This window comes from Prauserella cavernicola (assembly GCF_016595675.1).
GTDB lineage: Bacteria > Actinomycetota > Actinomycetes > Mycobacteriales > Pseudonocardiaceae > Prauserella_A > Prauserella_A cavernicola.
This window is the reverse complement of the sequence record NZ_JAENJH010000010.1, coordinates 44,578-67,880: the sequence shown is the minus strand read 5'-3', so window position 1 is coordinate 67,880 and position 23,303 is coordinate 44,578. Positions and strand designations below refer to the sequence as shown.

Sequence of the window (23,303 nt, the reverse complement as noted above, 5' to 3'; positions counted from 1 at the left end):
GGGGCTAGCCTCCTCCGAGCCCGAGCTGCTCGCTGTAGAACAGTCCGAGGCCGAACATGCAGCAGATGGCCGCGAGCAACCAGAAGCGGATGATCACCGTGGTTTCCGCCCACCCGGCCAGCTCGAAATGATGATGGAACGGCGCCATGCGGAAGAGCCTGCGCCTGGTCGTGCGGAACACCGCGATCTGCAGCACCACCGAGATCATCTCGACCACGAACAGGCCGCCGATCACGATCGCGAGCAGCTCCGTGCGCGTGGTCATCGACAACCCGGCGACCAGACCACCGAGCGCCAGCGAGCCGGTGTCACCCATGAAGATCTTCGCCGGTGCGGCGTTCCACCACAGGAACCCGACGCACGCACCGGCGCCCGCCGCGGCCACCACCGCGAGGTCGAGCGGGTCGCGCACGTCGTAACACGCGGCCTGCGGCGACTCCACACAGCTGAGCCTGGCCTGCCAGAACGCGATCACCACGTACGTCGACAGCACCATCGCGGCCGCGCCGCCCGCGAGCCCGTCGAGGCCGTCGGTGAAGTTCACCGCGTTCGACCACGCCGAGATCAGCAAGTAGCAGAACAGGATGAAGATGGGCACCGGGAAGAAGATCAGTGCCAGGTCGCGCACGTACGACAGGTTCTGCGACGCCGGGGTGAGCCCGTTCTCGTCGGCGAACTGCAGCACGAGGATGCCGAACGTCACCGCCACCACGAGCTGGCCCACCAGCTTCGCGGTCTTGTTCAGGCCGAGGTTTCGCTGCTTGCGGATCTTGATGAAGTCGTCGAGGAACCCGACGATGCCGAGCCCGACCGAGAGCCCCAGCACCAGCAGTCCGGAGGCGGTCGGCCCGTCGTTGATGGAGCCGCGCAACCAGTCGGCGAGGTGGGCGACGAAGTACGCCACCACCATCGCGACGATGATCGCCACACCGCCCATCGTCGGCGTGCCGCGCTTCGACTTGTGCCCCTCCGGGCCCTCCTCACGGATCTCCTGACCGAAGCCCTGCTTCGAGAAGAACCGGATCAGGTACGGCGTGAGCAGGATGGAGACCAGCAGCCCGACCCCGGCCGCGATCATGATGCTGATCACGCGTTATCGCCTTCCAGTAGTGCATCGGTCACGCGCCACAACTGGACGGAGTTCGAAGCCTTCACCAGAACGACATCGTCGGGACGCAGCTCGTCGCGCAGCAGCGCGACCGCGGCGTCGGTGTCGGGCACCAGGACCGACTCCTCTCCCCAAGATCCTTCGTGGCACGCGCCGTGGTGCATGGCGGCGGCCTGCTGGCCGACCACGACGAGCCGGTTGATGTTGAGCCGCACGGCGAGCCTGCCGATGTCGTCGTGCGCGGACACGGTATCGGCCCCCAGTTCGGCCATCACACCGAGTACCGCCCACGACTTCTTGCTCTTCGACATCGAGGCCAGAGTCTTGAGCGCGGCGCGCATCGACTCCGGGTTCGCGTTGTACGAGTCGTCGAGCACGGTCAGCCCGTCGGAGCGGGTGACCACCTCCATGCGGTGGGCCGAGCGGCGCTGCGCGGTGCTGAGCCGCTCGGCGACCTCCTCGACGGACGAGCCGAGCTCGAGTGCCACGGCCGCGGCCGACAGGGCGTTGCCGACGTGGTGCTCGCCGACGAGCCCGAGCGTGACGTCGGCCTGGCCCTGCGGGGCGACCAGCCGGAACGACGCACGGGCCTGGTCGTCGAGGCGCACGTTCTCGGCACGCACCGTGGCGTCCGGACGTTCACCGACCCCGACGACGCGGGCCTTCGTGCGCGACGCCATCGCCGCCACCAGCGGATCGTCGACGTTGAGCACGGCGACACCGTCGGCGGGCAGTGCCTCCACGAGCTCGCCCTTGGCCTGGGCGATGCCGTCGCGGGACCCGAACTCACTGACGTGCGCGCTGCCGACGTTGAGCACCACCCCGATGCGGGGCGGCGCGATCGCGGCCAGCTCGGCGATGTGACCGACCCCGCGGGCGGACAGCTCCAGCACCAGGTGCCGGGTGCCCGCGTCGGCGCGCAGCGCGGTCCACGGGTGGCCGAGCTCGTTGTTGAACGAGCCGGGCGGCGCGACGGTCGGCCCCAGCGGTTCGAGCACCTGGGCGATGAGGTCCTTGGTCGACGTCTTGCCCGACGAGCCCGTGACGCCCACGACCGTCAGCTCGTCACGCGAGAGCACCGTGACCACGTGGCGGGCGAGCTTGCCGAGCGCCGCGAGCACGGCGGCGCCGGAGCCGTCGGTGTCGCCGGTGAGCGCGACCGAGCGCTCGTGGGCCTCACCCTGCGGCAGCGGCGGCACGATGACGGCGGGCGCGTCGACCTCGCGGGCCGCCAGCACCCCGGCCGCTCCCGCGTCGATCGCGCGCGCGGCGAACGTGTGCCCGTCGACCCGCTCGCCGGGCAGCGCCACGAACAGACCGCCCTCGGTGAGCGCGCGGGAGTCGAACTCGACGCCTCCGGTGACCCGCTCACCGCCGTCACTGTTGTGCAGCCGCCCGCCGACGATGTCGGCGATCTCGGCCAGGCTGAGCGCGATCACACGGTCACCTCGAGTTTGTCGCGGATCGCGGCCTCCAGTTCGTCGCGGTCGGAGAAGGGATGCACCACGCCGGCGATCTCCTGGCCGGTCTCGTGGCCCTTGCCTGCCACGAGCACGACGTCACCGGGCCGGGCCCGCTCGACGGCGGCGACGATGGCTTCGCGGCGATCGCCGATCTCCAGCACCTCACCGCTCTGGACGGGACCGACGGCGCGGGCGCCGTGCAGCATCGCCTCCCTGATGGCGGCGGGGTCCTCGCTGCGCGGGTTGTCGTCGGTGACGATCACCAGGTCGCTGCCCCTGACCGCGGCCTCGCCCATCATCGGGCGCTTGGCGGTGTCGCGGTCGCCGCCGCAGCCGAGCACCGTGATGATGCGGCCCTCGGTGCGGGCGCGCAGGGCCTGCAGCGCCTGCGCGACCGCGGCGGGTTTGTGGGCGTAGTCGACGACGGCCGTGAAGTCCTGGCCGAGGTAGACACGCTCCATGCGGCCGGGGACCTCGACGGTGGCCAGGCCCTCGACGATGTGCTCCAGCTCGATGCCCGCGGTGTCCAGGATCGCGGCGGCGAGCGCGGCGTTGGCGACGTTGAACGCGCCCGGCAACGGCAGGGTCGCCGTCGCGGTGCGGCCGTCGGGGTGGTGCAGGACGAAGCGCTGCTCCCCCGTCGCGACGATCTCGATGTCGGAGGCGCGCCACACGGCCGACGTGCCCGGCTCGGTGGAGACGGTCACGGTCTGCGGGGTGACCAGCTGCTGGCCCCACGCGCTGTCGACCACCACGGCCTCGTGAGTGGACCTGCCGTCGAACAGCAGCGACTTGGCGGCGAAGTACTCCTCCATGTCGCGGTGGAAGTCGAGGTGGTCCTGCGAGAGGTTCGTGAACGCTCCGACGGCGAAGCGGGTGCCGTTCACGCGGCCGAGCGACAGGGCGTGGCTGGACACCTCCATCGGCACGTGCGTGACGCCCTGCTCCACCATCACGGCGAGCAGCGCCTGCAGGTCGGGCGCCTCGGGGGTGGTGAAGGCGCTGGTGAGGCGCTCGCCCGCAATGCGCGTCTCGACCGTGCCGATGAGCCCGGTGACCCGGTCCGCGGCCCGCAGGCCCGACTCGACCAGGTAGGCAGTGGTGGTCTTGCCCGACGTGCCGGTGATGCCGAGTACGGCCAGCTGCAGCGACGGCTCGCCGTAGATCCACGCCGCGACCTCGCCGAGCACCGCGCGGGGGTCGGTGTGGACGAGCACGGGGACGTCGGTGTCGCGCAGCGAGGGGCGCTCGGCGCCGGCCTCGTCGGTGAGCACCGCGGCGGCGCCCGCGGCGATCGCGTCGGCGGCGAAGTCGGCGCCGTGCACGCGCGCGCCGGGCAGCGCGGCGAAGAGATCACCGGGGATGACGTGCTGCGCACGCAGGGTCGCGCCGGTGATCGCGATGTCCACGGCGGCGGGGTCGGCGATGAGGCGGGCGTCGGCGCGCGCGACCAGCGTCGTCAGCGGCACCGGTTCGATGCGGAGTGGACGCGGTGGCGCGGCGGAGACCTTGGCCGGGCTGTCCGGAACCCGCCCTGCCTGGGCGGACTCGTTGTTGTTGACAGACACGCGGGAAGGTTACCGGCGGCGCGCCCGGCCGCTGGAAGCGGTGCGCCCCTCGCGTGCGTCCCGCACGCCGGCGCGCGTCACCACCCCCGAGCCGACAAGCCAAGCCCCGCCCGCGAGTCCCCCGCCCAGGCCCGCGAGTCCCCCACTCCGGCACGCGAGTTGCCCGCCGAGGCACGCGAGTTGCCCGCTCCAGCCCGCGAGTTGCCCGCCCAAGCGCGCGAGTCCCCCGCTGCGGCGCGTGAGTTGCCCACTCTGGCGCGCGAGATCCCCGGCCAAGCGCGCGAGGTCCCCCGCCCAAGCGCGTGAGTTGCCCCTTTGGCGCGAGTCCCCCGCTCCAGCCTGCGAGTCCCCCATTTCCGCGCATGAGTTGCCCAGCTCCGGCCCGCGAGTCCCCCGCCCAAGCGCGCGAGTCCCCCGTTGCAGCGCGCGAATTCCCCGATCCGGCACGTAGGTTCCCGTTGCGGGGCGTGACTTTCCTGTTGCGACACGCGAGTTCCGTTGCCGGGTGGGAGTTCCCCGCTCGGGTGCGAGGATTGGCGTCGTCGCACTCGAGTGGGTTCACCGGGCCGGGACCACACCTGCGCCGGGGTGTCCGCCTTCCGCCGGACCGAATCGCGGGACGTGTCCACCGGGGCGGACGGCCCGCGCCTCCGGGATCGGGCAACTCGCGAGCCTGGGCGGGCAACTCGCCGATCGGAGCGGGGGACTCGCGTGCTGGAGTGGGGGACTCGCGGGTCAGAGTGGGGTCAGGGACGAGAGTTTCCAGGAGCCGCCCGCTCGGGTGGCCGCCACGGTCAGCGCGGCCGTGGTCGTGTCCTGGCGGTTGTCCTCGGCCGTGTGCAGGGTTTGCTGGTCCACCAGGACCACGACTCGCGCCTCGCTTCCCGCGAGCTCCTGCACGCCCACCGAGCGGACCGTGGTCGTGCGCACTAGACGTTGCTCCTGCGCCCGCGCCTTCGCGTCGGCGAAGCTGCGGGCGTACTGCTCGACCGCGCGGCCGACGAGCACGTCGTCCGCCGCGCGCTCCGTGCGCGCGAGGTTGTTGTAGTCGTAGGAGAAGATCGCCTTCAGTCCCGCGCTCACCTGCTCGGCGACCTCCCGCGTCGCCGCCTCGTCCGCCAGCGCCACGTTGCCGCCAGGGTCTCGCAGGCGCTGCGCCTCCAGCCCCGACCACACCGCCGCCCCGATCGCCAGCACGAGCACGGCGACCAGCGCCGCCAGGACCGTCGCCCGCCTGCCCGCTACTCCGCGCCGCGGCTCGGCGTCCTCGGGCGGCTCGGCCGTCTCTGCCGTCTCCGGCGCCGCCGGTCCGGGGCTTGGCTTCGGTCTGGCGGTGGGGCGGGGTCTGCGCGCCGGAGCGGGTGGCCTGGCCGGGTCGCCCTCGTCGTCCGGCTCGGGGGCCGCGGTCCGCTGCCCGGCGTCACTGTGCTCGGGAACCCGCCCCTCGGCGTCGCCCGGCCCGGAAGGCACAGCCCCCGCCTCGGCGTCGTCCGGCTCGGGGGCCGGCTCGTCGATGTCGGCCTCGGTTCGCTCCGTCATCCGCCCGCCGCCTGTACCTCGCTGACCTTCCAGACCTCGCCGGCGCGCTCCGCACCCACGGTCAGCCTGCTGCGCTGCGGCTCGGGCGGTTCGCCTTCGGTGCCCAGCCGCACGTCCAGCACCGCGACGAGCCGCGCCGTGCCCGCCTCGTAGTCCAGCTCCGTCACCGCTGCCTCCAGCAGGGTCGCCGACGCCACCGTCTTCGTGCCCGCCGCGCGGTCGAGTTGCAGCTGCCGGTCCCTGGCCAGCTCGTCGCCCAGCTCGCCCGTGGTCACCTCGATCCACCGGGCGATGTCGCGGTCGGCATGACGGTGGTCGATCGTGTGCAGCGCGACCAGACCGTCGCCGACAGCCGCGAGCACGGCGTCGCGTTCGCGCGCGACCTCGAGCCCGTCGTCGTTGGCCGCGCTCACCCACGTCCAGCCGAACCACGCCGCGGCCGCCACGGCGAGCGTGGCCACGACGGCCAGCGCCCTCATCGGTCCAGCCCCAGCAGCCCGCCGACGCCGCGTCCCGCGCCGCCGAGCAGTCCCAGCACGCCGGGCAGCGCGTCGTCGCGCGGCCTGCCGTCGGTGGTCTGCTGTTCCTGCCGCGACGCCTCCGGCACGTCCACCGGCATCCCCGCGAACGGTGCGTTCTGCGCGCCGCGCACGCTGCTCGGGCTGCCGGGCGGCTCCGCGCAGTACGCCTCGGTGTTGGGGGGCGCCTCGCTGGTGTCGTTGGCAGGCCGCTGTTCGGTGCCCTCGTAGCCGCGCGTGCAGGAGTACGGGTCGAACAGGTTGAGCACGAACCCGAGATGTCCTTCGCCGCCCGAGGTCACCGAGCGCGTGAACGCCGAGATCACCGGGTAGGCCACGAGCAGCTGCTCGATCGCGTCGGTGCGCGCGGTGGTGATGGTGGACGTCGTGAGCAGGTTGGCGATCACCACGCCGAGGTCGGTGCCCGACACGGCGAGCACGTCGCTGACCTCCTTGCTGAGCCGGGGCGCCTCGTCGATCACCTTCCGCAGGTCGGGGTCGGCGCCCTTCAGCTCGCCCGAGATGGTGCGCAGTCCCTCGGCGATCGCGCCGATGTTCTCGCCCTGCCTGCGCTGGGTGTCGAGCACAACGCGGCCGTCGGCGAGCAGCGCGCGCGTCTGCGGCAGGTTCTCGGTGGCCGTCGTGGTGAACGAGCTCGCCGAGTCGAGCAGCTGCTGCAGATCCGGCCCCGCACCGGCGAACGCGTCGTAGGTCTCGTCCACCACCGTGCGCAGCGATTGGGGGTCCACACTGGACACCAATTCGTCGAGGTTGGCGAGCACGGTGTCGGGCGCCAGCGGAATCGACGTGCGGGGCTGCTCGATCACCGACCCGTCCTCGAGGTACGGGCCGTCCTGGTGCCCCGGCACCAGGTCGACGTATTGCTCCCCGACAGCCGAGCGGTTGGACACCCTCGCCTCGGTATCGGCGGGGATCGGCTCGGCACTCGGCTCGACGTCGAGGGTGAGCTCCACGCCGCGCTCGGTCAGGTTCATCGCCACGACCTTGCCGACCGCGACCCCTCGGTAGGTCACCTCGGCGTTGACGAAGATGCCGCCCGAGTCGGCCAGCCGCACAGTGACCGCGTAGCCGCGGGTGCCGAACAGCCGGTCCAGCCCCGCGTAGTTGATCCCCGCGTACACCACGGAGACCACCGCGATCACCAGGAACGCCAGCAGTTTGAGGCGGTGTCGTCCGGTGAGCATCAGCCACCTCCCAGCAGTCCGCCGAGCAACCCGCCGAGCACGCCGCCCTCTCCCGGCTCCCGCTCCGGCGGCGTGATCTCCGGCAGCGGCAACGCCGGGGGCGCGGGTCCCTCGGGCAGTCCGAGATCCGGTGTCGGCGGTTGCAGCGGCGGCTGCGACGAGTTGGTGAAGTTCTGCAGCAGCAGGTCGAGGTTGAGGTCGACGCGCGCGGTGACGTTGGCGTAGTCGCCCCTGATCACCCTGCCCGCCGCGTCGGGGAACGGGTAGGTCGGCAGGATCCGCAGCGCGGTCGGCAGGTCGGTGCCCGCCTCGGCGAGCTTCTCCAGCGTCGGTGCGAGCGCGTGCAGGTTGGCGACGAGCTCATCGCGGCTCCGGTCGATGGTGTCCACCGCGACGCCGGAGAGCTGGTCGAGCGACTGCAGCATCCCGACGAGCTGGTCGCGCTGCTCGGTCACCACCCGTAGCCCGGGTTCGAGCTGGTCGAGCGCGGTGGTGAGGTTGCCGGTCTCGGCGACGAGCGTGCTGGAGAGGCGGTTGAGGCCGTCGATGGCGCGAATGATCTCGCCCTTCTGCCCGTCGAGTTCGGTGGCGAGCTCGTCGACGCGGGAGAGCAGGGCCTTGACCTCGGCCTCGTTGCCGGACAGTGCGGCGTTGAGCTCCTCGGTGATCGTGGACAGCTGCTCGATGCCGCCGCCGTTGAGCAGCAGCGACAGCGCGCCCAGCACCTCCTCGACCTCGGGGTTGCGGTTGGTGCGCTCGATCGGGATCCGCGCGCCGTCGGCGAGGGTGCCGGTGGCGCGCTCCCCCGCGGGCGGGCCCAGTTCGACGAACTTCTCCCCCAGCAGGCTCGACTGCCGCAGCCGCGCGTCGGCGTTGGCGGGCAGTCGCACGTCGCCGTTGACGGCCAGCGTGACGATGGCCGACTTCGTGTCCTTGGCGAGCTCCACCTTCTCGACCCGGCCCACGGCGACGTCGTCGACCTTCACCGACGCCTGGGGCACGAGATCGAGCACGTCGCCGAACTGCGCGGTGACGCGGTAGGGATTCTCGCCGAGGTCGGCACTTCCGGGCAGCGGAGTGTTGTACAGCCCGCCGAAGCCGCTGTCTCCGCCGCAGCCCGCCAGCAGCAGGCAGGCTGTGACCACAGGGAGCACGGGGAGCAGCAGTCGTCTCATCAGCCCGTCTCCAGCGGCGTCGTCAGGAGGTCGGCCACGGGCAGCGGCAACGGCGGGAGCTTGCCGTTCTGCAGCGCGTTGAGCGTCTCGGGCACCGACGGCAGGTCGAGGGTCTCGTCGAAGAACGGCGCCAGGCCGCGGCAGAGATCGCCGAGCGTGTCGGGCAGCTGCTCGGGCGTGCCCGCGCTCACGAGCTTGCACAGTGTCTCCATGAGCGGGTGCGCGAGCTCGTTGGCGTTGTAGCGCACCTGGATGCTGCCGGAGGCCGCGTCGTAGGTGTTGATGAAGTTCGTCATGCCGGTGGGCCCGACATCGAGCACCTCGGCGAGCGCGGCCCGCTGGTCCACGAGCACACCCGTGATCCCGGCCAGTTTGTCCACATTGGAGGAGAGTTGTTCGCGGTTGTCCTGGACGAACCGCCGCACGTCGGTGAGCGCGCCGCCCAGCGCGGACAACGCCGTGCCCACGTCGCCGGAGTCCTCGGCCAGAAAGCCCGTGACGTCGGCGAGCCGGTCGTAGAACTCGTTGAGCTGGGCGTCACTGCGAGCGAGCGTCGAGGTGAACGTCTGCAGGTTCCGCACGGTCCCGAACAGGTCACCCTTGGAGTTCTCGAGCGTGCTCGCGAGCCCGGCCAGCTCGGTGACGGTGTTGTTGAGGTTCTTGCCGTTGCCGTCGAGGTTCTCGGCTGCGGTGTCGAGCACGTCGGACAGCGCGCCGTCGGCGTTGGCACCGTTCGGTCCGAGACTGGTGGACAGCTCGTTGAGGCTGTCGTAGAGGTCGTCGAGCTCCACCGGCGTCGCCGTGCGCTCGCGCGGGATCACGGCGCCGTTGCCGAGTGCACGGCCGGTGTCGTAGGCAGGGGTCAGCTGCACGTAGCGGTCGCTCACCAGGCTCGGCGCCACCACGACGGCGCCCGCGCCCTCGGGCACGGGGACGTCCACCTCCAGGTCCACGCGCACCGAGCCGCCCTCGGGCGTCACGCCGGTGATCTGTCCGACCGGGACACCCAGCACGCGCACCGACGATCCGGCGTAGAGGCCGACGGTCTTGTCGAAGTACGCCGTCAGCCGCGTGCCGCCCGCCCTGCCCAGCCACCACAGCGCGGTCGCGAGCAGCAGCAGGGCGACGCACGCCAGCGCGAGCCAGCTGTAGACACTGCGCCGGGCCCGCGTGTCGACGGTCATCAGTTCCCCCCGACGCCCTGGTTCGGCGCCGCGATCGGCGGCGAGCAGCCCTCGGGGTTGATCTGCGCGCCGCCCACGGTGATCACGGGCGGGAGCAGACCGCAGATGTAGCCCTCGAACCAGCGGCCGTTGCCGGTCGCGTTGGCTCCGATGCGGGTGAACGGGGCCAGCATCTCGAGGCTGCGGTTGAGGTTGTCCTGGTTGCGCTGCAACAGATCCGTGACCACGCCGAGCTGTTCGAGCGCGGGCGTGAGCTGCTCCTGGTTGTCGGCGACGAGCCCGGTGAGCTGGTCGGAGAGCTGCTGCGCGCCGGTGAGCAGCCGGTCGATGGCCGTCTCCCGGTTCTGCAGTTCGGTCAGCAGGAGGTTGCCGTCGTCGATCACCTGCCGCAGCTGGGTGTCGCGGTCGGCGAGCACCTTCGAGACGCCGCTGGTGTTGGACAGCAGGCGGGCCAGCTCGTCGTCGCGCGAGGACACCGTCTGGGCCAGCGCGGACATCCCGCCCAGCGCGTCGCGCAGGTGCTGCGGGGTGTTCTCCAGTGAGTCGGCGATCACCTCGAAGCTCTGCGCGAGCTGCCCGGTGTCGATGTCGCCCACCGTCCGGTCGAGGTCGGAGAACACGTCCTGGATCTGGTACGGAGTCCTGGTGCGCTTCACCGGGATGGGCTCGTTCGGGTCGAGCGTGCCCTCGCCGTCGGGCCGCAGCGCGAGGAACTTCTCACCCAGCAACGTCTTCACCTCGATCGAGGCCTCGGTCCGCTCGCCGAGCCGGACGTTCTCGACCTCGAAGGTCACGTGCACCCGCTTGCCGTCCAGCGTCACCCCGTCGACCTCGCCGACCTTGACTCCGGCCACCTGCACCTCGTTGCCCGAGGACAGGTCGGCGGACTCGGCGAAGTAGGCGGAGTAGGTGGTGCTGTTGCTGAACAGCGGCAGGTCGTCGGAGTTGTAGGCGACCAGCCCGGCGAGCGCGATGAGCACGAGCGTCACGGCGCCCACCGCGGCCTGGTTGCGTTCCTTGAGTGGCTTCATGGTCCTGGTGGCGCTCCCGTCGGCTCGCACCTCTCGGGCTGTTCGGTCGCGGGCAGGGGCAGGAATGGCAGCGTGATGTTGAGCGAGGAGAGGCCGATCGTGCCGGTGAGCCCGCAGAGGTAGTAGTTGAACCAGCTGCCGTAGCTGAGCGTGCGCGTGAACTTCTCGAGGTTGCCCGGCATCACCTGCAGCAGGTGGTCGAGCAGTTCCTCGGAATCGGCCAGGTTGCCCGACAGCGCACCGAGCGCGGCGATGTCGCGTTTCAGTGGCGGCCGCGCCTCGCTCAGCAGGCCGGAGGTCGTGGTGGTGAGCTCTCCCAGCGCGGACACCGCCTCGCCGATGGGCTCGCGCTGCTCCGACAGGCCCGTCACGAGCTGCTGGGTGGCGTCGATGAGCCCGCCCAGCTGGGGCCCGCGCTGGTTCAGCGTCCCGAGCACGGTGTTGAGGTTGCCGATGACCTGGCCGATCACCTCGTCCCTGCTGGCGATCGTGGACGTGAGCGAGGCGGTGTGGGACAACAGGCTCTCGATCGTGCCTCCCTCGCCCTGCAGCACCGCGATGATCTCGTGGGAGAGCTGGTTCACCTGCTCGGCGTCGAGCGCGTCGAACAACGGCTTGAACCCGTTGAACAGCACGGTGAGGTCGAGGGCGGGCTGGGTGCGGTCGACGGGGATCGCGTCGCCGGGCCGGAGCGCGCCCTCGCCGGCGACGTCGGTGCCGAGTGAGAGGTAGCGCTGGCCGACGAGGTTGCGGTACTTGATCGTGGCCGTGACGCCGGAGGGCAGTTCGCGCACCTGTTCGATGTCGAAGCGCACCTCGGCGAGGTTGTCGTCGGACACGGTGATCTCGGAGACCTTGCCGACCTTGACGCCCACGATGCGCACGTCGTCGCCCGCCTGCAGGCCCGAGGCGTTGGTGAACACCGCCGTGTAGCCGGAGGTGGGCCCGAAGTTGGTGTTGGCGATGGTCGCGCCGAGGATCCCGGTGAGCAGCACGGTGACGACGGCGAACACCAGGATCTTCAGCAGCGACGGGACGAAGCTCCTCATTCGAGCCTCACCTCCGCTCCGCGATAGGCGGGTCCGACGAGCAGGCTGCCCCAGCCGGGAGCCTCGTCGGGCGCGATGCCGGTGGACGGTGCCAGCAGCTCGGCGAGCAGGTCGTGCTCGGCGGGCGAGTTCGCCAGCTCGGGAACCCCCGCCGTGGTGCCGCCGCCGTACCCGGCACGCTTCGGTGGCGGCGGATGCGTCGAGCCGTCCTCGATCGGGCCCTCGGGCGGGTACTGCGGCCACGCACCGGGCGGCTCGACCTGCGGGTAGCAGCGAGGCCCCCGTTTGTCGTCATAGCGTGGCTCGTCCTGGCCCGGCAGGTACTTGCCGCGGCTGGCGGTGATCCGGATCGTCACGTGGTTCATCTCGTCGGTGCCCTTGCCGAACGCCTGCTCCGCACGCGGCACGGCCTCGGCGAGCTGGCGCAGCAGGCACGGGTACTCGGGGGCGTACTTCGCGAGCACGTCCAGCGTCGGCTGCGCGGTGCTGGTGAGCGCGATCAGGTTGTCGCGGTTCACCTCCAGGAAGCGGCCGAGGTCCACCGACGCGCCGCCGACGCTCTGGTAGAGACCAGCAAGTTCCTCCCGCTTCTCGACGAGCGTGCGCGTGGTGGTGGTCAGGTCCGACAGTGCCTCCAGGAAGTCCGGCGCCGCGCGGTCGTAGGTGTCGGCGACGTCGGCGAGGCCGCTGATGTCGGCCTTGATGTCGGGCAGCGACGGGTTCAGCTCTCCCAGGTAGTCCGACAGCTGCACGAGCGTGTCGCCGAACTGCTCGCCCCTGCCCTCCAGCGCCGTGGACACCGCGCCCAGCGTGCTCGACAGCTTCTCCGGCTGCACCGCCTGCAACAGCGGCAGCACGTTGGACAGCACCTGTTCCAGCTCGACGGCGGAGCTGCTGCGGTCCTGCCCGATCACCGCACCCGCCGCGATCGGTGAGCCCGACCGTTCGGGCAGCTGCAGCGCCACGTACCGCTCGCCGAAGAGCGTCTTGGGCAGCAGCCGCGCGGAGACGTTGCCGGGGATGACCTCCACCTTGTCGGGTTGCAGCGCGAGTTCGAGCGCGGCGCCGTCCCCCGTGGTCTCGATCTCGCGCACCTCGCCGACGAGCATGCCGCGCACCTTCACGTCGGCGCCCACCCGCATCTGGTTGCCGACGCGGTCGGTCTCCAGCCGCACGCCCACGTACGCGGTGAACTCCTTGTTGTAGATCGCCACGCACAACGCGAGCAGCAACGCGGCCACGAGGAGGAACACCAGGCCGAGAACCTGGTGCCAGAGCCTGCGCAGCAGCGTCGCCCTCACCCGGAGATCCTCACCGTCGTCGAGGAGCCCCAGATGGCGAGGCTCAGGAAGAAGTCGATCACCACGATCAGCACGATCGAGGTGCGCACGGCCCTGCCCACCGCGACCCCGACGCCCGCGGGCCCACCGCTCGCGGTGTAGCCGTAGTAGCAGTGCGACAGGATCACCAGTGCACTGAACACGACCACTTTGAGGAACGACCAGAGCACGTCCTCGGGTGGCAGGAACAGGTTGAAGTAGTGGTCGTAGGTGCCCGCCGACTGGCCGTAGAACCACACGGTGATCTGCCGGGAGGCCAGATAGGACGACAGCAACCCCACCGCGTAGAGCGGGATCACCGCGGTGATCCCGGCGAGCACGCGCGTGGTGACGAGGTAGGGCAGACTCGGCACGCCCATCACCTCGAGCGCGTCGATCTCCTCCGAGATCCGCATGGCGCCGAGCTGTGCGGTGAACCCGCAGCCGACGGTCGCCGACAACGCGAGCCCCGCCGCGAGCGGCGCCACCTCGCGGGTGTTGAAGTACGCGGAGATGAACCCCGTGAGCGCTGCCGTGCCGAGCTGGTCCAGCGCCGAGTAGCCCTGCAGGCCCACGATGAGCCCGGTGAACAGGGTCATGCCGATCATCACGCCGAGGGTCCCGCCGATCACGGCGAGCGCGCCGGTGCCGAAGCTGACCTCGGTGAGCAGGCGCAGCATCTCGCGGCGGTAGCGGCTCAGCGTGCGCGGCGCCCACGCGAGCGCCCTGGCGTAGAAGGACAGTTGCTTGCCGAAGCCCTCGAGGCTCGCGCCGGGTCGCGCGATGATCTCCAGGGTCCGGTCGGACACCGTCGGCTCGCCGCTCATCACAAGGCCTTCGGGGGAACGATCTGGAGGTAGATCGCGGTGAGCGCGACGTTGATCAGGAACAGCAGCAGGAACGTGATGACCACGGCCTGGTTCACCGCGTCGCCGACGCCCTTCGGCCCGCCCGCCGGGTTGAGCCCGCGGAACGCGGCGACCACTCCGGCGACGAAGCCGTACAGGAACGCCTTGATCTCACTGATCACCAGATCGGGCACCTGCGCCAGTGCGTTGAAGCTCGCGAGGTAGGCGCCGGGCGTCCCGCCCTGCATAACGACGTTGAAGAAGTAGCCGCCGAGCACACCGACCACGCTCACGAGGCCGTTGAGCAACACCGACACCACGATCGCCGCGAGCACCCTCGGCACGATGAGGCGCTGGATGGGGTTGACCCCCAGCACCTCCATGGCGTCGATCTCCTCGCGGATCTTGCGCGCGCCGATGTCGGCGCACACCGCGCTGCCGCCGGCCCCGGCCACGAGCAGCGCGGTGATCAGCGGGCTCGCCTGCTGCACGATCGCGAGCGCGCTCGCCGCGCCGGTGAACGACTGCGCGCCGATCTGCTGCGTGAGCGAACCGAGCTGCAACGCGATCACCGCGCCGAACGGGATCGCGACGAGCGCGGTCGGCAGAATCGTGACACTGGCGAAGAACCAGCACTGCTGGATCCATTCCCTGGTCTGGAACGGCCTGCGCGGGATGGCCCGCAGCACCTCCCACGACAGGGTCGCGAGCCTGCCCACCTGGCTCAGCGCGGCGGTGCCTGGGATCCTCGTCGATCCCTGCTGGGCTGCCATCGCACCTCCGCCGCTCTTACCTGGTCACAGTTTCAACGCGTGGGTGGCCGTGGCGCCCCCGTCCGCCACGAACTCGCTGCCCGTGCAGTACGAGCTCTCGTCGCTCGCCAGGAACAGGGCCAGCGCGGCGACCTCGTCCGGTTGCCCGGCCCTGCCCAGTGCGAGCCTGCGGCCCGCGCGGGAGAAGTCCACGTCGACTCCTCCCGCCGCGTCGCTCACCATCTGGGTGTCGATCATGCCGGGGTGCAGGCTGTTGACCCTGATCCCGCGCTCACCGAGTTCCAGCGCGGCGACCTTGGTCATGCCGCGGATCGCGAACTTACTCGCCGTGTAGGCGACCAGAAACGGCATACCCGCGAGTCCCTCCACAGAGGACACGTTGACGATCGAACCACCACCGGCGGCCGACATCGGTTCAACGACCGAGCGCATGCCGAGAAACGCCCCGAACTGATTGATCCGCACGACCCGCTCGTAGTCGGCGAGCGCGGTCTGTTCCAGCGGCGAGATGTGCAGGACGCCCGCGTTGTTCACCAGCACCGTCAGCGAGCCGAACTCGGCGACAGTGCGCTCCACGACGCGTGACCAGTCGTCCTCCTCGGCCACGTCGAGGTGCGCGTAGGCGGCCGACGGGCCCAGCTCGTCGGCCAGCGCCTTGCCCTCGGCGTCGTTGACGTCGGCGATCAGCACCCGCGCGCCCTCGGCGACGAACCGGCGCGCCGCGGCGGCACCCTGGCCGCGCGCGGCGCCGGTGATCAGGGCGACTTTGCCCGCTAACCTGCCCATGCCCAGGTCACATCATCTCGTCGGTCAGCGGCAGGAACACCGACTTCAGCTCGGTGTAGGCCTCGATAGCGGACTGCCCGCCCTCGCGGCCGAGGCCCGACTGCTTGAACCCGCCGAAGGGCAGGTGCGGCTCGATCTGGAAGCCGTTGACGCCCACGGTGCCCGCCCGCAGCGCGCGCGTGACGCGGAAGGCGCGCTGCACGTCGGCGGTGAACAACCCGGCGCCCAGCCCGTACTCGGTGTCGTTGGCCAGCGCGATGGCCTCGTCCTCGTCGTCGAAGGGCACCACGGCCAGCACCGGGCCGAAGATCTCCTCCTGTGCGATGGTCGCCGAGTTGGCCACGTCGGCGAAGATCGTCGGCGCGACGAAGTTGCCGCCAGCCAGGTCGCCGCCGAGCCGCTCGCCTCCGGTGACGAGCCTGCCCTCGGACTTGCCCTGCTCGATGTAGCCCAGCACGCGCTCCAGCTGGCGTCCGTTGATGAGCGGCGCCGAGATCACTGTGGGGTCGAACGGGTCGCCGTAGGTCACCGCGGCGGCCATGCCCTGCGCGGCGCCGAGGAACTCGTCGTAGACGTCGCGGTGCACGAGTGCCCGCGTGTTGGCCACGCACGCCTGCCCGGACAGGCCCATCGTCACGGCACCGACCACGGTCGCGGCGGCGACGCCGACGTTGGGCGCGTCGGCGAACACCACGGCGGGGCTCTTGCCGCCGAGCTCGAGCGAGACCCGCTTGAGCGTGGTCGCCGAGGACCGCACGATGTGCTTGCCGACGTCGCGGCTGCCGGTGAAGCTCACCTTGTCGACGTCGGCGTGGTTGATCAGCGCCTCGCCCACCTGCTCGCCGGTGCCCGTCACGACGTTGACCACGCCGTCGGGCAGACCCGCCTCGATGAGCAGCTCGACCATGCGCAGCACGGAGAACGTGCAGTACTCCGAAGGCTTGAGCACCACGGTGCAGCCCGCGGCCAGTGCGGGAGCGAGCTTCTGCGCGAACAGCAGGAACGGCGCGTTCCACGGCAGGATCGCCGCCACCACGCCGATCGGCTCGCGGAAGGTCATCGCCAGGTGGTCGCCGCCCTGGTACGGCGGCAGCGTCTGGCCGCCGAGCTTGTCGACCCACCCGGCGTGGTGGTCGAACACATCGGCCGCCGCGCCCACCGAGGTCGCGTAGATGCCGCCGAACGACAGCGGCACGGAATTGTCCAGCGCCTGCAGGGAGCGCAGCTCGTCAGCGTGCGCGCGCAGCAGTTCGGCGTAGCGGTGCAGCAACCCGATCCGCACCCCCGCCCGCGAACGCGACCAGGTTCCCGCGTCGAACGTCCTTCGCGCCGAGGCGACGGCGGCGTCGACGTCGGCCGCGGTGCCGAGTGCGAACTCACCCACCTCCTCGCCGGTCGCCGGGTGATGGTGGGTCCAGGTGGCGCCGCCCTCGGCGGGGCACCAGCGGCCGTCGATCAGGAGCTGGCCGGTCTTGAGTCCCACGGACTCGCGGTGCGGCTGGACGGTGAGCGTCATCAGATCTCCTAGGGAAGCGACAGAACGTCGTCGGCTGCGAACATCCGATCGGGGTCACGGTCGGCGAAGTAGCCGCCGAGCTGCTCGGCGAGCTCGCCGGTGGTCCAGGTGGCTCCCGCCGCGTCGAAGCGCCGCTCCACGGCGGGAGGCGTCAGCAGCGCGACCATTCCCCCGTGCACCACGAACACCTGGCCGTTCACGGCCGAGGCCGAGGGCGAGGCGAGGTAGGCCACCAGCGGGGCGACGTGCTCGACCGACAGCGGGTCGATGCCGCCGTCGGGCGCGTCGCCGAAGACCTCCGCGGTCATCGCCGTGCGCGCCCGGGGACAGATGGCGTTGGCGCGCACGCCGTAGCGGGCCAGCGCCCGCGCGCTGGACACGGTGAGCGCCGCGATGCCCGCCTTCGCGGCGGCGTAGTTGGGCTGGCCGGGCGAGCCGACGAGGAAGGCCTCGGAGGCGGTGTTGACGATCCGCCCGTAGACGGGACCGCCCTCCATTTTGGACTTGGACCGCCAGTGCGCGGCGGCGCCACGGGAGAGCAGGAAGTGCCCGCGCAGGTGGACGCGCAGCACGGTGTCCCACTCGTCGTCGGACATCGAGAACAGCATCCGGTCGCGCAGCACGCCCGCGTTGTTGACGAGCACGTCGAGCCCGCCGAAGTGCTCGGTCGCGGCCGCGAGCAGCGAGTCAGCGGTGTCGCGCTCACCGACGTCGCCGGTGACCGCGAGGGCCTTGCCGCCGGCCGCCTCGATGTCGGAGACGGTCCGCGCGGCGCCGTCTCCGACGTCGTTGACCACGACGGCCGCACCGGCCGCGGCGAGCGCGAGCGCCTCCGCGCGCCCGAGCCCGGCGCCCGCACCGGTGACGATCGCGGTCCTGCCCCGCAGGCTCTGCTCGCTCACTCGATGGTCACCACCTGGCGGATCACGTCGCTGGTGCCGGCACGCAGCACGCCGAGCCCGTCGTTGATCTCGGTGAAGCCGAGGCGGCGCGAGATCATGCCCTCGAGGTCGAGCAGCCCGGCACGCCAGAACGTCAGCATCCTGCCGGTGTCGCGATGCACGTGGGCGGAACCGTAGAAGGAACCCAGGATCTTCTTGTCGTGCAGGAACAGCTCCTGTGCGCTGAACTGCACCATCGCGTCGGCCTTGCCCGCGCCGACGATCACGACCGAGCCGCCCCGGCGCGCGTTGTCCCACGCCGAGCGGATCGTGGCGGGCAGCCCCACCACGTCGAACCCGTAGTCGAAGCCCTCGTTGCCCGTCAGCGACTCCTTGAGCTCGGCCAGCCCCTCGGGTGTCGTGGCGTGGGTGGCACCGAAACGCCGCGCGAGGTCGTGCTTGGCCTCCACCGGGTCCACCGCGACGATGGTCGTGGCCCCCGCGATGCGCGCGCCCTGCAGCACCGAGATGCCGACGCCACCACAGCCGATCACGAGCACGGTCGATCCCGGCGCGACCCTCGCGGTGTTCAGCACGGCTCCGACGCCGGTGAGCACACCGCACGCGATGAGCGCCGCGGTCTCGAACGGCACGTCCTGGTCGACCTTGACCGCGCCGGAGGCCGGCACCACCACCTCCTCGGCGAACGTGCCGAGCCCGGCGTAGCCGAACAACGGTGAGTCACCCTGCTTGAAGCGGGGCGTGGTGAACGCGGCGATCGCGTGCACCGCGCACAGGTTGGGCTCGCCGCGCAGGCAGCTGGGGCAGCTGCCGCAGGGCGGCACGAACGAGACCGTGACGTGGTCGCCGGGAGCGAGGTGCTCGACCCCCGCGCCCACCTGCAGCACCTCGCCCGCGCCCTCGTGGCCGATGATGCCGGGCGCCAGCGCGGGCAGGGTGCCGTCCATCGCCGACAGGTCGCTGTGGCAGATGCCCGAGGCGCGCACGCGGAGCCGGACCTCGTGCGGTCCCGGGTCCACCGTCGTGACGTCGTCGCGCAGTTCGAGCTTCTCGTCGCCGATCGCGTTCAGTACGGCTGCTCTCACGCCGGCTGCCTCCCGCCAGGATCGCCGCGGACCGCCCTTGGCCCGCGTGTCACGCCAAAGACTAGAATCTGTTCTCGTTTAGATCAAGCCTCAATCAGTCCCCCTTGATCAGGGCATTTCGTGGGCACGATGAGATCGCTTGAGTAACAAGTTCTACTTCGTCGTTCGGCACGTCGTCCGCGAGCACGTGCAGCTCGTCGTCGTCATCCAGCTCGAACACGGCGGGCGCGATGCCCGCGCACACCGCGTTGGCCTCGCACAGATCCCGATCGACCTCGACCCTCATGCTCGACCTCCTCAAATAACTAGAACCTGTTCTACACTAGCCCGGCGGGCGAGCCCGGCACCATGCCCAACGCGCGAGCGGGAGGATCAGATGCGGATCGGTTTCACATCCGAGCAGGAACGGCTGCGCGCCGAGCTCCGGGAGTACTTCGCCGAGCTGATGACCCCCGAGCGCCGCGACGGCCTGTCGGGCGAGGGCGGGGAGTACGGCGATGGACTGGCGTACAAGGAGATCGTGCGCCGGCTGGGCCAGGACGGCTGGCTCGCCATCGGCTGGCCGAAGGCCTACGGCGGGCAGGAACGCTCGATGCTCGACCAGCTGGTCTTCACCGACGAGGCGGCCGTCGCCGGGGTGCCCGTGCCCTTCCTGACCATCAACACCGTCGGCCCCACGATCATGCGGTTCGGCACCGAGGAGCAGAAGGCGTTCTACCTGCCGCGGATCGCCGCCGGCGAACTGCACTTCGCCATCGGCTACTCCGAACCGGGCGCGGGCACCGATCTGGCGTCGCTGCGCACGAGGGCGGTGCGCGACGGCGACGAGTACGTGATCAACGGCCAGAAGATGTGGACCAGCCTCATCGAGTACGCCGACTACGTGTGGCTCGCCGCGCGCACCGACCCCGACGCGCGACGGCACAAGGGCCTCAGCATGCTCGTGGTGCCGACCACGGCCGACGGCTTCTCCTGGACCAAGGTGCGCACGGTCGCCGGTCCCGGCACCAGCGCCACCTACTACGACGACGTCCGCGTCCCGGTCAGCGCGCGCATCGCCGAGGAGAACGCGGGCTGGCCGCTGATCACCAACCAGCTCAACCACGAGCGCGTCGCCCTCACCTCCGCCGCGCCGCTGGCGTCGGCGCTGGCCGAGGTGACCGCCTGGGCACGCGAGACCAAGCAGGCCGACGGCAGCCGCGTGCTCGACGCCGAATGGGTGCGCACCCACCTCGCGCGCGTGCACGCCCACACGGAGTACCTCAAGCTGCGCAACTGGCGGATCGCGTGGGCGGCGGCCGAGAGCGAGCTGGGGCCCGCCGAGGCGTCGGGCACCAAGGTATTCGGCACCGAGCTCGCCACCGAGGTCTACCGGCTGCTGATGGAGGTGCTCGGCGCGGGCGCGGTCGTGCGCGAGGGCTCGCCAGGGGCGCTGCTGCGCGGCCGCGTCGAGCGCATGCACCGCTCAGCGCTGATCCTCACCTTCGGCGGCGGCACCAACGAGGTGCAACGCGACATCGTCGCCGCGACCGCGCTCCAGCTGCCCGTGACCCGCTGAAAGGAGCACCGTGGACTTCTCCCTCACCGAGGCCCAGCAGGACCTCGCCGCGCTCACTCGCCGCATCACAGGCGACCACGTCACCCCGGAGTCGCTGGGCCCCGCGGGATCGGGCGGCTTCGACCGTGCACTGTGGACCGCACTGGCCAGAGCCGGGATACTCGACGCCGCGCTGCCGTCCTCGGTCGGAGGCGGTGGCTTCGGGCTGCTGGAGCAGTGCTCGATCCTGGGCGAGCTCGGCCGGGCCGTCGCGCCCGTGCCGTACCTGCCGACCATCACGATGGCGGCGTCCGTGCTCGCCGAGTCGGGCGGGGAGCTGACCGAACGGCTGCTCGTTCCCGCCCTGCGCGGCGACCGCGTGCTCGCGGTCGCGCTGCCCGACACGGGGACGCCCACCGGGTTCACGGCCGAACGCGACGGCTCCGGCTGGCGTGTCTCCGGGGCCCAGAGCGCGGTGCCGTTCGGCGCGTTCGCCGACGCGTTCCTGATCCAGGCCACCTCGCCGGAGGGCGACGTCGTGGCCGTCACCGACGCCGACGAGCTCACCGTGTCGCCGCAGCAGGCCGTCGACCACGCCGACGCCGCGCTCGTCGAGACCTCCGGAGCGCCGGCCACGGTGCTCACCGGCCACGCCGCCGCGCGACTGCGGGCGCGCGGCACCGTCGGGCTCTGCGCGCTGCAGCTCGGTGTGCTGGAGCGGGCACTGGAGCTGACCGCGGAGTACGCCCGCGAGCGTAAACAGTTCGGGCAGCCCATCGGCGGCTTCCAGGCCGTGCGGCACCGGCTGGCCGACGCCCACCTCGACGTCGAGGCGGTGCGCCTGACGCTGTGGCAGGCGGCATGGAAGCTCAGCGAGGGCAGCGACGAGGGCGCCGACGCGCCCGAGGAGGTGGCCACGGCCAAGTACTGGGCCGCCGAGGCCGGTCACCGCGTCGCCCACACCGTCGTGCACGTCCACGGCGGCGTCGGCATCGACGTCGACCACCCGGTGCACCGCTACTTCGTGGCCGCGAAACGCCACGAGTTCACGTTCGGCGGGGCCACCGCGCACCTGCGCCGGCTCGGTTCGCTGCTGGCATGAACGACGTCCCGACGGTCACCGAGCTGCTGCTCGCCCGCGCCGGTGACGAGCACGCGGGCCTGCTTTTCGAGGACCGCACGTGGTCGTGGGCGGAGTACGTGCGCGACAGCGCAGTCCACGGCGCGCTCCTGCGAGACCTGCTGCGGCCGGGTTCGCCGCCGCACGCGGGAGTGCTCGCGGACAACGTCCCGTCGCTGGCGTTCCTGCTCGGTGGCGCGGCACTGTCGGGCACGGTGCTGGCCGGGCTCAACCCGGCCCGCCGTGGCCCGGCGCTGGCACGCGACGTCCACCTCGCCGACTGCCAGTTCGTGCTCGCCGAGTCGCACCTCGTCCCGCTCCTGGCGGACGCGGGAGTGCCCGTGCTGGACCTCGACGGTCCCGAGTGGACGGACCTGCTCGCCGCGCACGAGGATGCCGAGCTCGACCCCGTCGCCGCGGAGCCCGGCGACCTGCTGATGCTGATCTACACCTCGGGCACCAGTGGCGACCCGAAGGCCGTGCGCTGCACCCACGGCAAGATCGCCTTCCCCGGCCGCATGCTCGCCGAGCGCTTCGAACTGTCCGGCCACGACACCGTGTACGTCGCGATGCCGATGTTCCACTCCAACGCGATCATGGCCGGCTGGTCGGTCGGGCTCGCAGCGGGCGCCACGATCGCGCTGCGGCGCCGCTTCTCCGCGTCCGGCTTCCTGCCCGACGTGCGGCGGTTCGGGGCGACCTACGCGAACTACGTCGGCACGCCGCTGTCCTACGTCCTCGCGACCCCGAGGAAAGCCGACGACGCCGACAACCCGCTGCGACTCGTGTACGGCAACGAGGGTGCAGAGGCCGATCTCGCCGAGTTCGCCGAACGCTTCGGCTGCCACGTGGTCGACGCCTTCGGCTCCACCGAGGGCGGCGTCGGGTTCGCTCGCACCCCGGACACTCCACCGGGCTCGCTCGGCAGACCCACGCCCGGTGTCGAGGTGCTGCACCCCGACACCGGCGCACCGTGCCCGCCCGCGCGGTTCGACGAACACGGGAGGCTGCTCAACGCCGTCGAGGCCGTCGGCGAGCTCGTCAACACCAGCGGCCCTGGCTGGTTCGCCGGCTACTACCGCGATCCCGACGCCGACGCGCACCGCGTGCGCGACGGCCGCTACCACACCGGCGATCTCGCCTATGCCGACGAACACGGCTTCTGCTACTTCGCCGGGCGGCACGGTGACTGGCTGCGTGTCGACGGCGAGAACCTCGGCACCGCGCCGATCGAACGGGTGCTGCTGCGCCATCCCGGTATCGCGGAGGCCGCCGTCTACGCGCTGCCCGGCCGGGTCGGTGATGAGGTGGCGGCCGCGCTCGTGCCCGAGCCAGGAACCGCACTCACCCCGGCCGATTTCGGCGCGTTCCTCGCCGCACAGCCCGATCTCGGGCCGAAGCAGCTACCCCGCCATGTGCGAATCGTCAACCAACTACCGAAGACCGCCACGTTCAAGATCCTGAAACGCACGCTGGCCGAGGAGGGTCTGCGCTGCTCCGAACCGGTGTGGTCGCGCTCGGACGTGGCACCTGTTTACGAACTACGCCCCGAAACGGACGATTCTGGCCTACCGTGA

General features: G+C 71.3%; 21 protein-coding genes. 3 read left to right on the top strand and 18 right to left on the bottom strand.

Translation table 11 applies throughout. The features are described from left to right. Positions 1–4: 4 nt before the first annotated feature. From mraY to JHE00_RS28855, 18 genes are all read right to left on the bottom strand, one after another. On the bottom strand, positions 5–1,090 hold the full coding sequence (gene mraY / locus JHE00_RS28940; RefSeq protein WP_200324242.1) for a phospho-N-acetylmuramoyl-pentapeptide-transferase: 1,086 nt from the start codon (positions 1,088–1,090) through the stop codon (positions 5–7). Beyond that, positions 1,087–2,547, bottom strand: coding sequence for a UDP-N-acetylmuramoyl-tripeptide--D-alanyl-D-alanine ligase (locus tag JHE00_RS28935; RefSeq protein WP_200324240.1), 1,461 nt, complete (start codon positions 2,545–2,547; stop codon positions 1,087–1,089). Before JHE00_RS28935 ends, mraY begins: the two co-directional genes overlap by 4 nt. Then, positions 2,544–4,139, bottom strand: coding sequence for a UDP-N-acetylmuramoyl-L-alanyl-D-glutamate--2,6-diaminopimelate ligase (locus JHE00_RS28930; RefSeq protein WP_200324238.1), 1,596 nt, complete (start codon positions 4,137–4,139; stop codon positions 2,544–2,546). Before JHE00_RS28930 ends, JHE00_RS28935 begins: the two co-directional genes overlap by 4 nt. Before the next feature lie 735 nt (positions 4,140–4,874). Beyond that, the gene (locus JHE00_RS35980) at positions 4,875–5,678 is read right to left on the bottom strand and encodes a hypothetical protein (RefSeq protein WP_307832164.1); all 804 of its coding nucleotides are present in this window, start codon (positions 5,676–5,678) and stop codon (positions 4,875–4,877) included. After that, positions 5,675–6,157 (bottom strand): Rv1363c family protein, encoded by a 483-nt coding sequence (locus tag JHE00_RS28920; RefSeq protein WP_200324236.1) that lies wholly within the window; start codon positions 6,155–6,157, stop codon positions 5,675–5,677. Before JHE00_RS28920 ends, JHE00_RS35980 begins: the two co-directional genes overlap by 4 nt. Further along, on the bottom strand, positions 6,154–7,401 hold the full coding sequence (locus tag JHE00_RS28915) for an MCE family protein (protein WP_200324234.1): 1,248 nt from the start codon (positions 7,399–7,401) through the stop codon (positions 6,154–6,156). The genes JHE00_RS28920 and JHE00_RS28915 overlap by 4 nt, the downstream gene beginning before the upstream one ends. Continuing rightward, entirely contained in the window at positions 7,401–8,576 is a 1,176-nt protein-coding gene (locus JHE00_RS28910) for an MCE family protein (protein ID WP_200324232.1), read from the bottom strand. The genes JHE00_RS28915 and JHE00_RS28910 overlap by 1 nt, the downstream gene beginning before the upstream one ends. After that, on the bottom strand, positions 8,576–9,760 hold the full coding sequence (locus JHE00_RS28905) for an MCE family protein (RefSeq protein WP_200324230.1): 1,185 nt from the start codon (positions 9,758–9,760) through the stop codon (positions 8,576–8,578). Before JHE00_RS28905 ends, JHE00_RS28910 begins: the two co-directional genes overlap by 1 nt. Beyond that, on the bottom strand, positions 9,760–10,791 hold the full coding sequence (locus JHE00_RS28900) for an MCE family protein (RefSeq protein ID WP_200324228.1): 1,032 nt from the start codon (positions 10,789–10,791) through the stop codon (positions 9,760–9,762). Before JHE00_RS28900 ends, JHE00_RS28905 begins: the two co-directional genes overlap by 1 nt. Then, positions 10,788–11,840, bottom strand: a complete 1,053-nt coding sequence (locus JHE00_RS28895; RefSeq protein WP_200324226.1) for an MCE family protein — start codon at positions 11,838–11,840, stop codon at positions 10,788–10,790. The genes JHE00_RS28900 and JHE00_RS28895 overlap by 4 nt, the downstream gene beginning before the upstream one ends. After that, positions 11,837–13,141 carry an MCE family protein gene (locus tag JHE00_RS28890; protein ID WP_200324224.1) on the bottom strand — a complete coding sequence of 435 codons (1,305 nt, stop codon included), beginning with the start codon at positions 13,139–13,141 and terminating at the stop codon, positions 11,837–11,839. Before JHE00_RS28890 ends, JHE00_RS28895 begins: the two co-directional genes overlap by 4 nt. Next, the gene (locus JHE00_RS28885; RefSeq protein WP_200324222.1) at positions 13,138–13,986 is read right to left on the bottom strand and encodes an MlaE family ABC transporter permease; all 849 of its coding nucleotides are present in this window, start codon (positions 13,984–13,986) and stop codon (positions 13,138–13,140) included. Before JHE00_RS28885 ends, JHE00_RS28890 begins: the two co-directional genes overlap by 4 nt. Next, entirely contained in the window at positions 13,986–14,780 is a 795-nt protein-coding gene (locus JHE00_RS28880) for an MlaE family ABC transporter permease (RefSeq protein WP_200324220.1), read from the bottom strand. Before JHE00_RS28880 ends, JHE00_RS28885 begins: the two co-directional genes overlap by 1 nt. Positions 14,781–14,804: 24 nt before the next feature. Continuing rightward, complete coding sequence (locus JHE00_RS28875) at positions 14,805–15,566, bottom strand: glucose 1-dehydrogenase (RefSeq protein WP_200324218.1); 762 nt, start codon at positions 15,564–15,566, stop codon at positions 14,805–14,807. A gap of 7 nt (positions 15,567–15,573) precedes the next feature. Further along, positions 15,574–17,082: an aldehyde dehydrogenase family protein gene (locus tag JHE00_RS28870; RefSeq protein ID WP_200324216.1), complete on the bottom strand. Its 1,509-nt coding sequence runs from the start codon at positions 17,080–17,082 to the stop codon at positions 15,574–15,576. Between the two features lie 8 nt (positions 17,083–17,090). Beyond that, complete coding sequence (locus tag JHE00_RS28865) at positions 17,091–17,984, bottom strand: 3-oxoacyl-ACP reductase (protein WP_200324214.1); 894 nt, start codon at positions 17,982–17,984, stop codon at positions 17,091–17,093. Next, positions 17,981–19,069: a Zn-dependent alcohol dehydrogenase gene (locus JHE00_RS28860; protein WP_200324212.1), complete on the bottom strand. Its 1,089-nt coding sequence runs from the start codon at positions 19,067–19,069 to the stop codon at positions 17,981–17,983. The genes JHE00_RS28865 and JHE00_RS28860 overlap by 4 nt, the downstream gene beginning before the upstream one ends. 94 nt (positions 19,070–19,163) lie before the next feature. Beyond that, positions 19,164–19,355: a ferredoxin gene (locus tag JHE00_RS28855; RefSeq protein ID WP_200324210.1), complete on the bottom strand. Its 192-nt coding sequence runs from the start codon at positions 19,353–19,355 to the stop codon at positions 19,164–19,166. A 90-nt stretch (positions 19,356–19,445) separates the two neighbouring features. Here JHE00_RS28855 and JHE00_RS28850 point away from each other — a divergent pair, with 90 nt between their 5' ends. The 3 genes from JHE00_RS28850 to JHE00_RS28840 are packed head-to-tail and all read left to right on the top strand — an operon-like array spanning position 19,446 to position 23,303. Then, positions 19,446–20,627, top strand: coding sequence for an acyl-CoA dehydrogenase family protein (locus tag JHE00_RS28850; protein ID WP_200324207.1), 1,182 nt, complete (start codon positions 19,446–19,448; stop codon positions 20,625–20,627). Between the two features lie 10 nt (positions 20,628–20,637). Continuing rightward, complete coding sequence (locus JHE00_RS28845; RefSeq protein ID WP_200324205.1) at positions 20,638–21,708, top strand: acyl-CoA dehydrogenase family protein; 1,071 nt, start codon at positions 20,638–20,640, stop codon at positions 21,706–21,708. Beyond that, a complete protein-coding gene (locus JHE00_RS28840) occupies positions 21,705–23,303 on the top strand; it encodes a long-chain-fatty-acid--CoA ligase (RefSeq protein ID WP_200324203.1) in 1,599 nt (532 codons plus the stop codon). Before JHE00_RS28845 ends, JHE00_RS28840 begins: the two co-directional genes overlap by 4 nt.

Excerpts from the sequence above, each read along its gene's own strand:
- JHE00_RS35980 (WP_307832164.1), bottom strand. The coding sequence starts at position 5,678 with ATGACGGAGCGAACCGAGGCCGACATCGACGAGCCGGCCCCCGAGCCG.
- JHE00_RS28920 (WP_200324236.1), bottom strand. The coding sequence starts at position 6,157 with ATGAGGGCGCTGGCCGTCGTGGCCACGCTCGCCGTGGCGGCCGCGGCG.
- JHE00_RS28915 (WP_200324234.1), bottom strand. The coding sequence starts at position 7,401 with ATGCTCACCGGACGACACCGCCTCAAACTGCTGGCGTTCCTGGTGATC.
- JHE00_RS28910 (WP_200324232.1), bottom strand. The coding sequence starts at position 8,576 with ATGAGACGACTGCTGCTCCCCGTGCTCCCTGTGGTCACAGCCTGCCTG.
- JHE00_RS28905 (WP_200324230.1), bottom strand. The coding sequence starts at position 9,760 with ATGACCGTCGACACGCGGGCCCGGCGCAGTGTCTACAGCTGGCTCGCG.
- JHE00_RS28900 (WP_200324228.1), bottom strand. The coding sequence starts at position 10,791 with ATGAAGCCACTCAAGGAACGCAACCAGGCCGCGGTGGGCGCCGTGACG.
- JHE00_RS28895 (WP_200324226.1), bottom strand. The coding sequence starts at position 11,840 with ATGAGGAGCTTCGTCCCGTCGCTGCTGAAGATCCTGGTGTTCGCCGTC.
- JHE00_RS28885 (WP_200324222.1), bottom strand. The coding sequence starts at position 13,986 with ATGAGCGGCGAGCCGACGGTGTCCGACCGGACCCTGGAGATCATCGCG.
- JHE00_RS28880 (WP_200324220.1), bottom strand. The coding sequence starts at position 14,780 with ATGGCAGCCCAGCAGGGATCGACGAGGATCCCAGGCACCGCCGCGCTG.
- JHE00_RS28875 (WP_200324218.1), bottom strand. The coding sequence starts at position 15,566 with ATGGGCAGGTTAGCGGGCAAAGTCGCCCTGATCACCGGCGCCGCGCGC.
- JHE00_RS28870 (WP_200324216.1), bottom strand. The coding sequence starts at position 17,082 with ATGACGCTCACCGTCCAGCCGCACCGCGAGTCCGTGGGACTCAAGACC.
- JHE00_RS28855 (WP_200324210.1), bottom strand. The coding sequence starts at position 19,355 with ATGAGGGTCGAGGTCGATCGGGATCTGTGCGAGGCCAACGCGGTGTGC.
- JHE00_RS28850 (WP_200324207.1), top strand. The coding sequence starts at position 19,446 with ATGCGGATCGGTTTCACATCCGAGCAGGAACGGCTGCGCGCCGAGCTC.
- JHE00_RS28840 (WP_200324203.1), top strand. The coding sequence starts at position 21,705 with ATGAACGACGTCCCGACGGTCACCGAGCTGCTGCTCGCCCGCGCCGGT.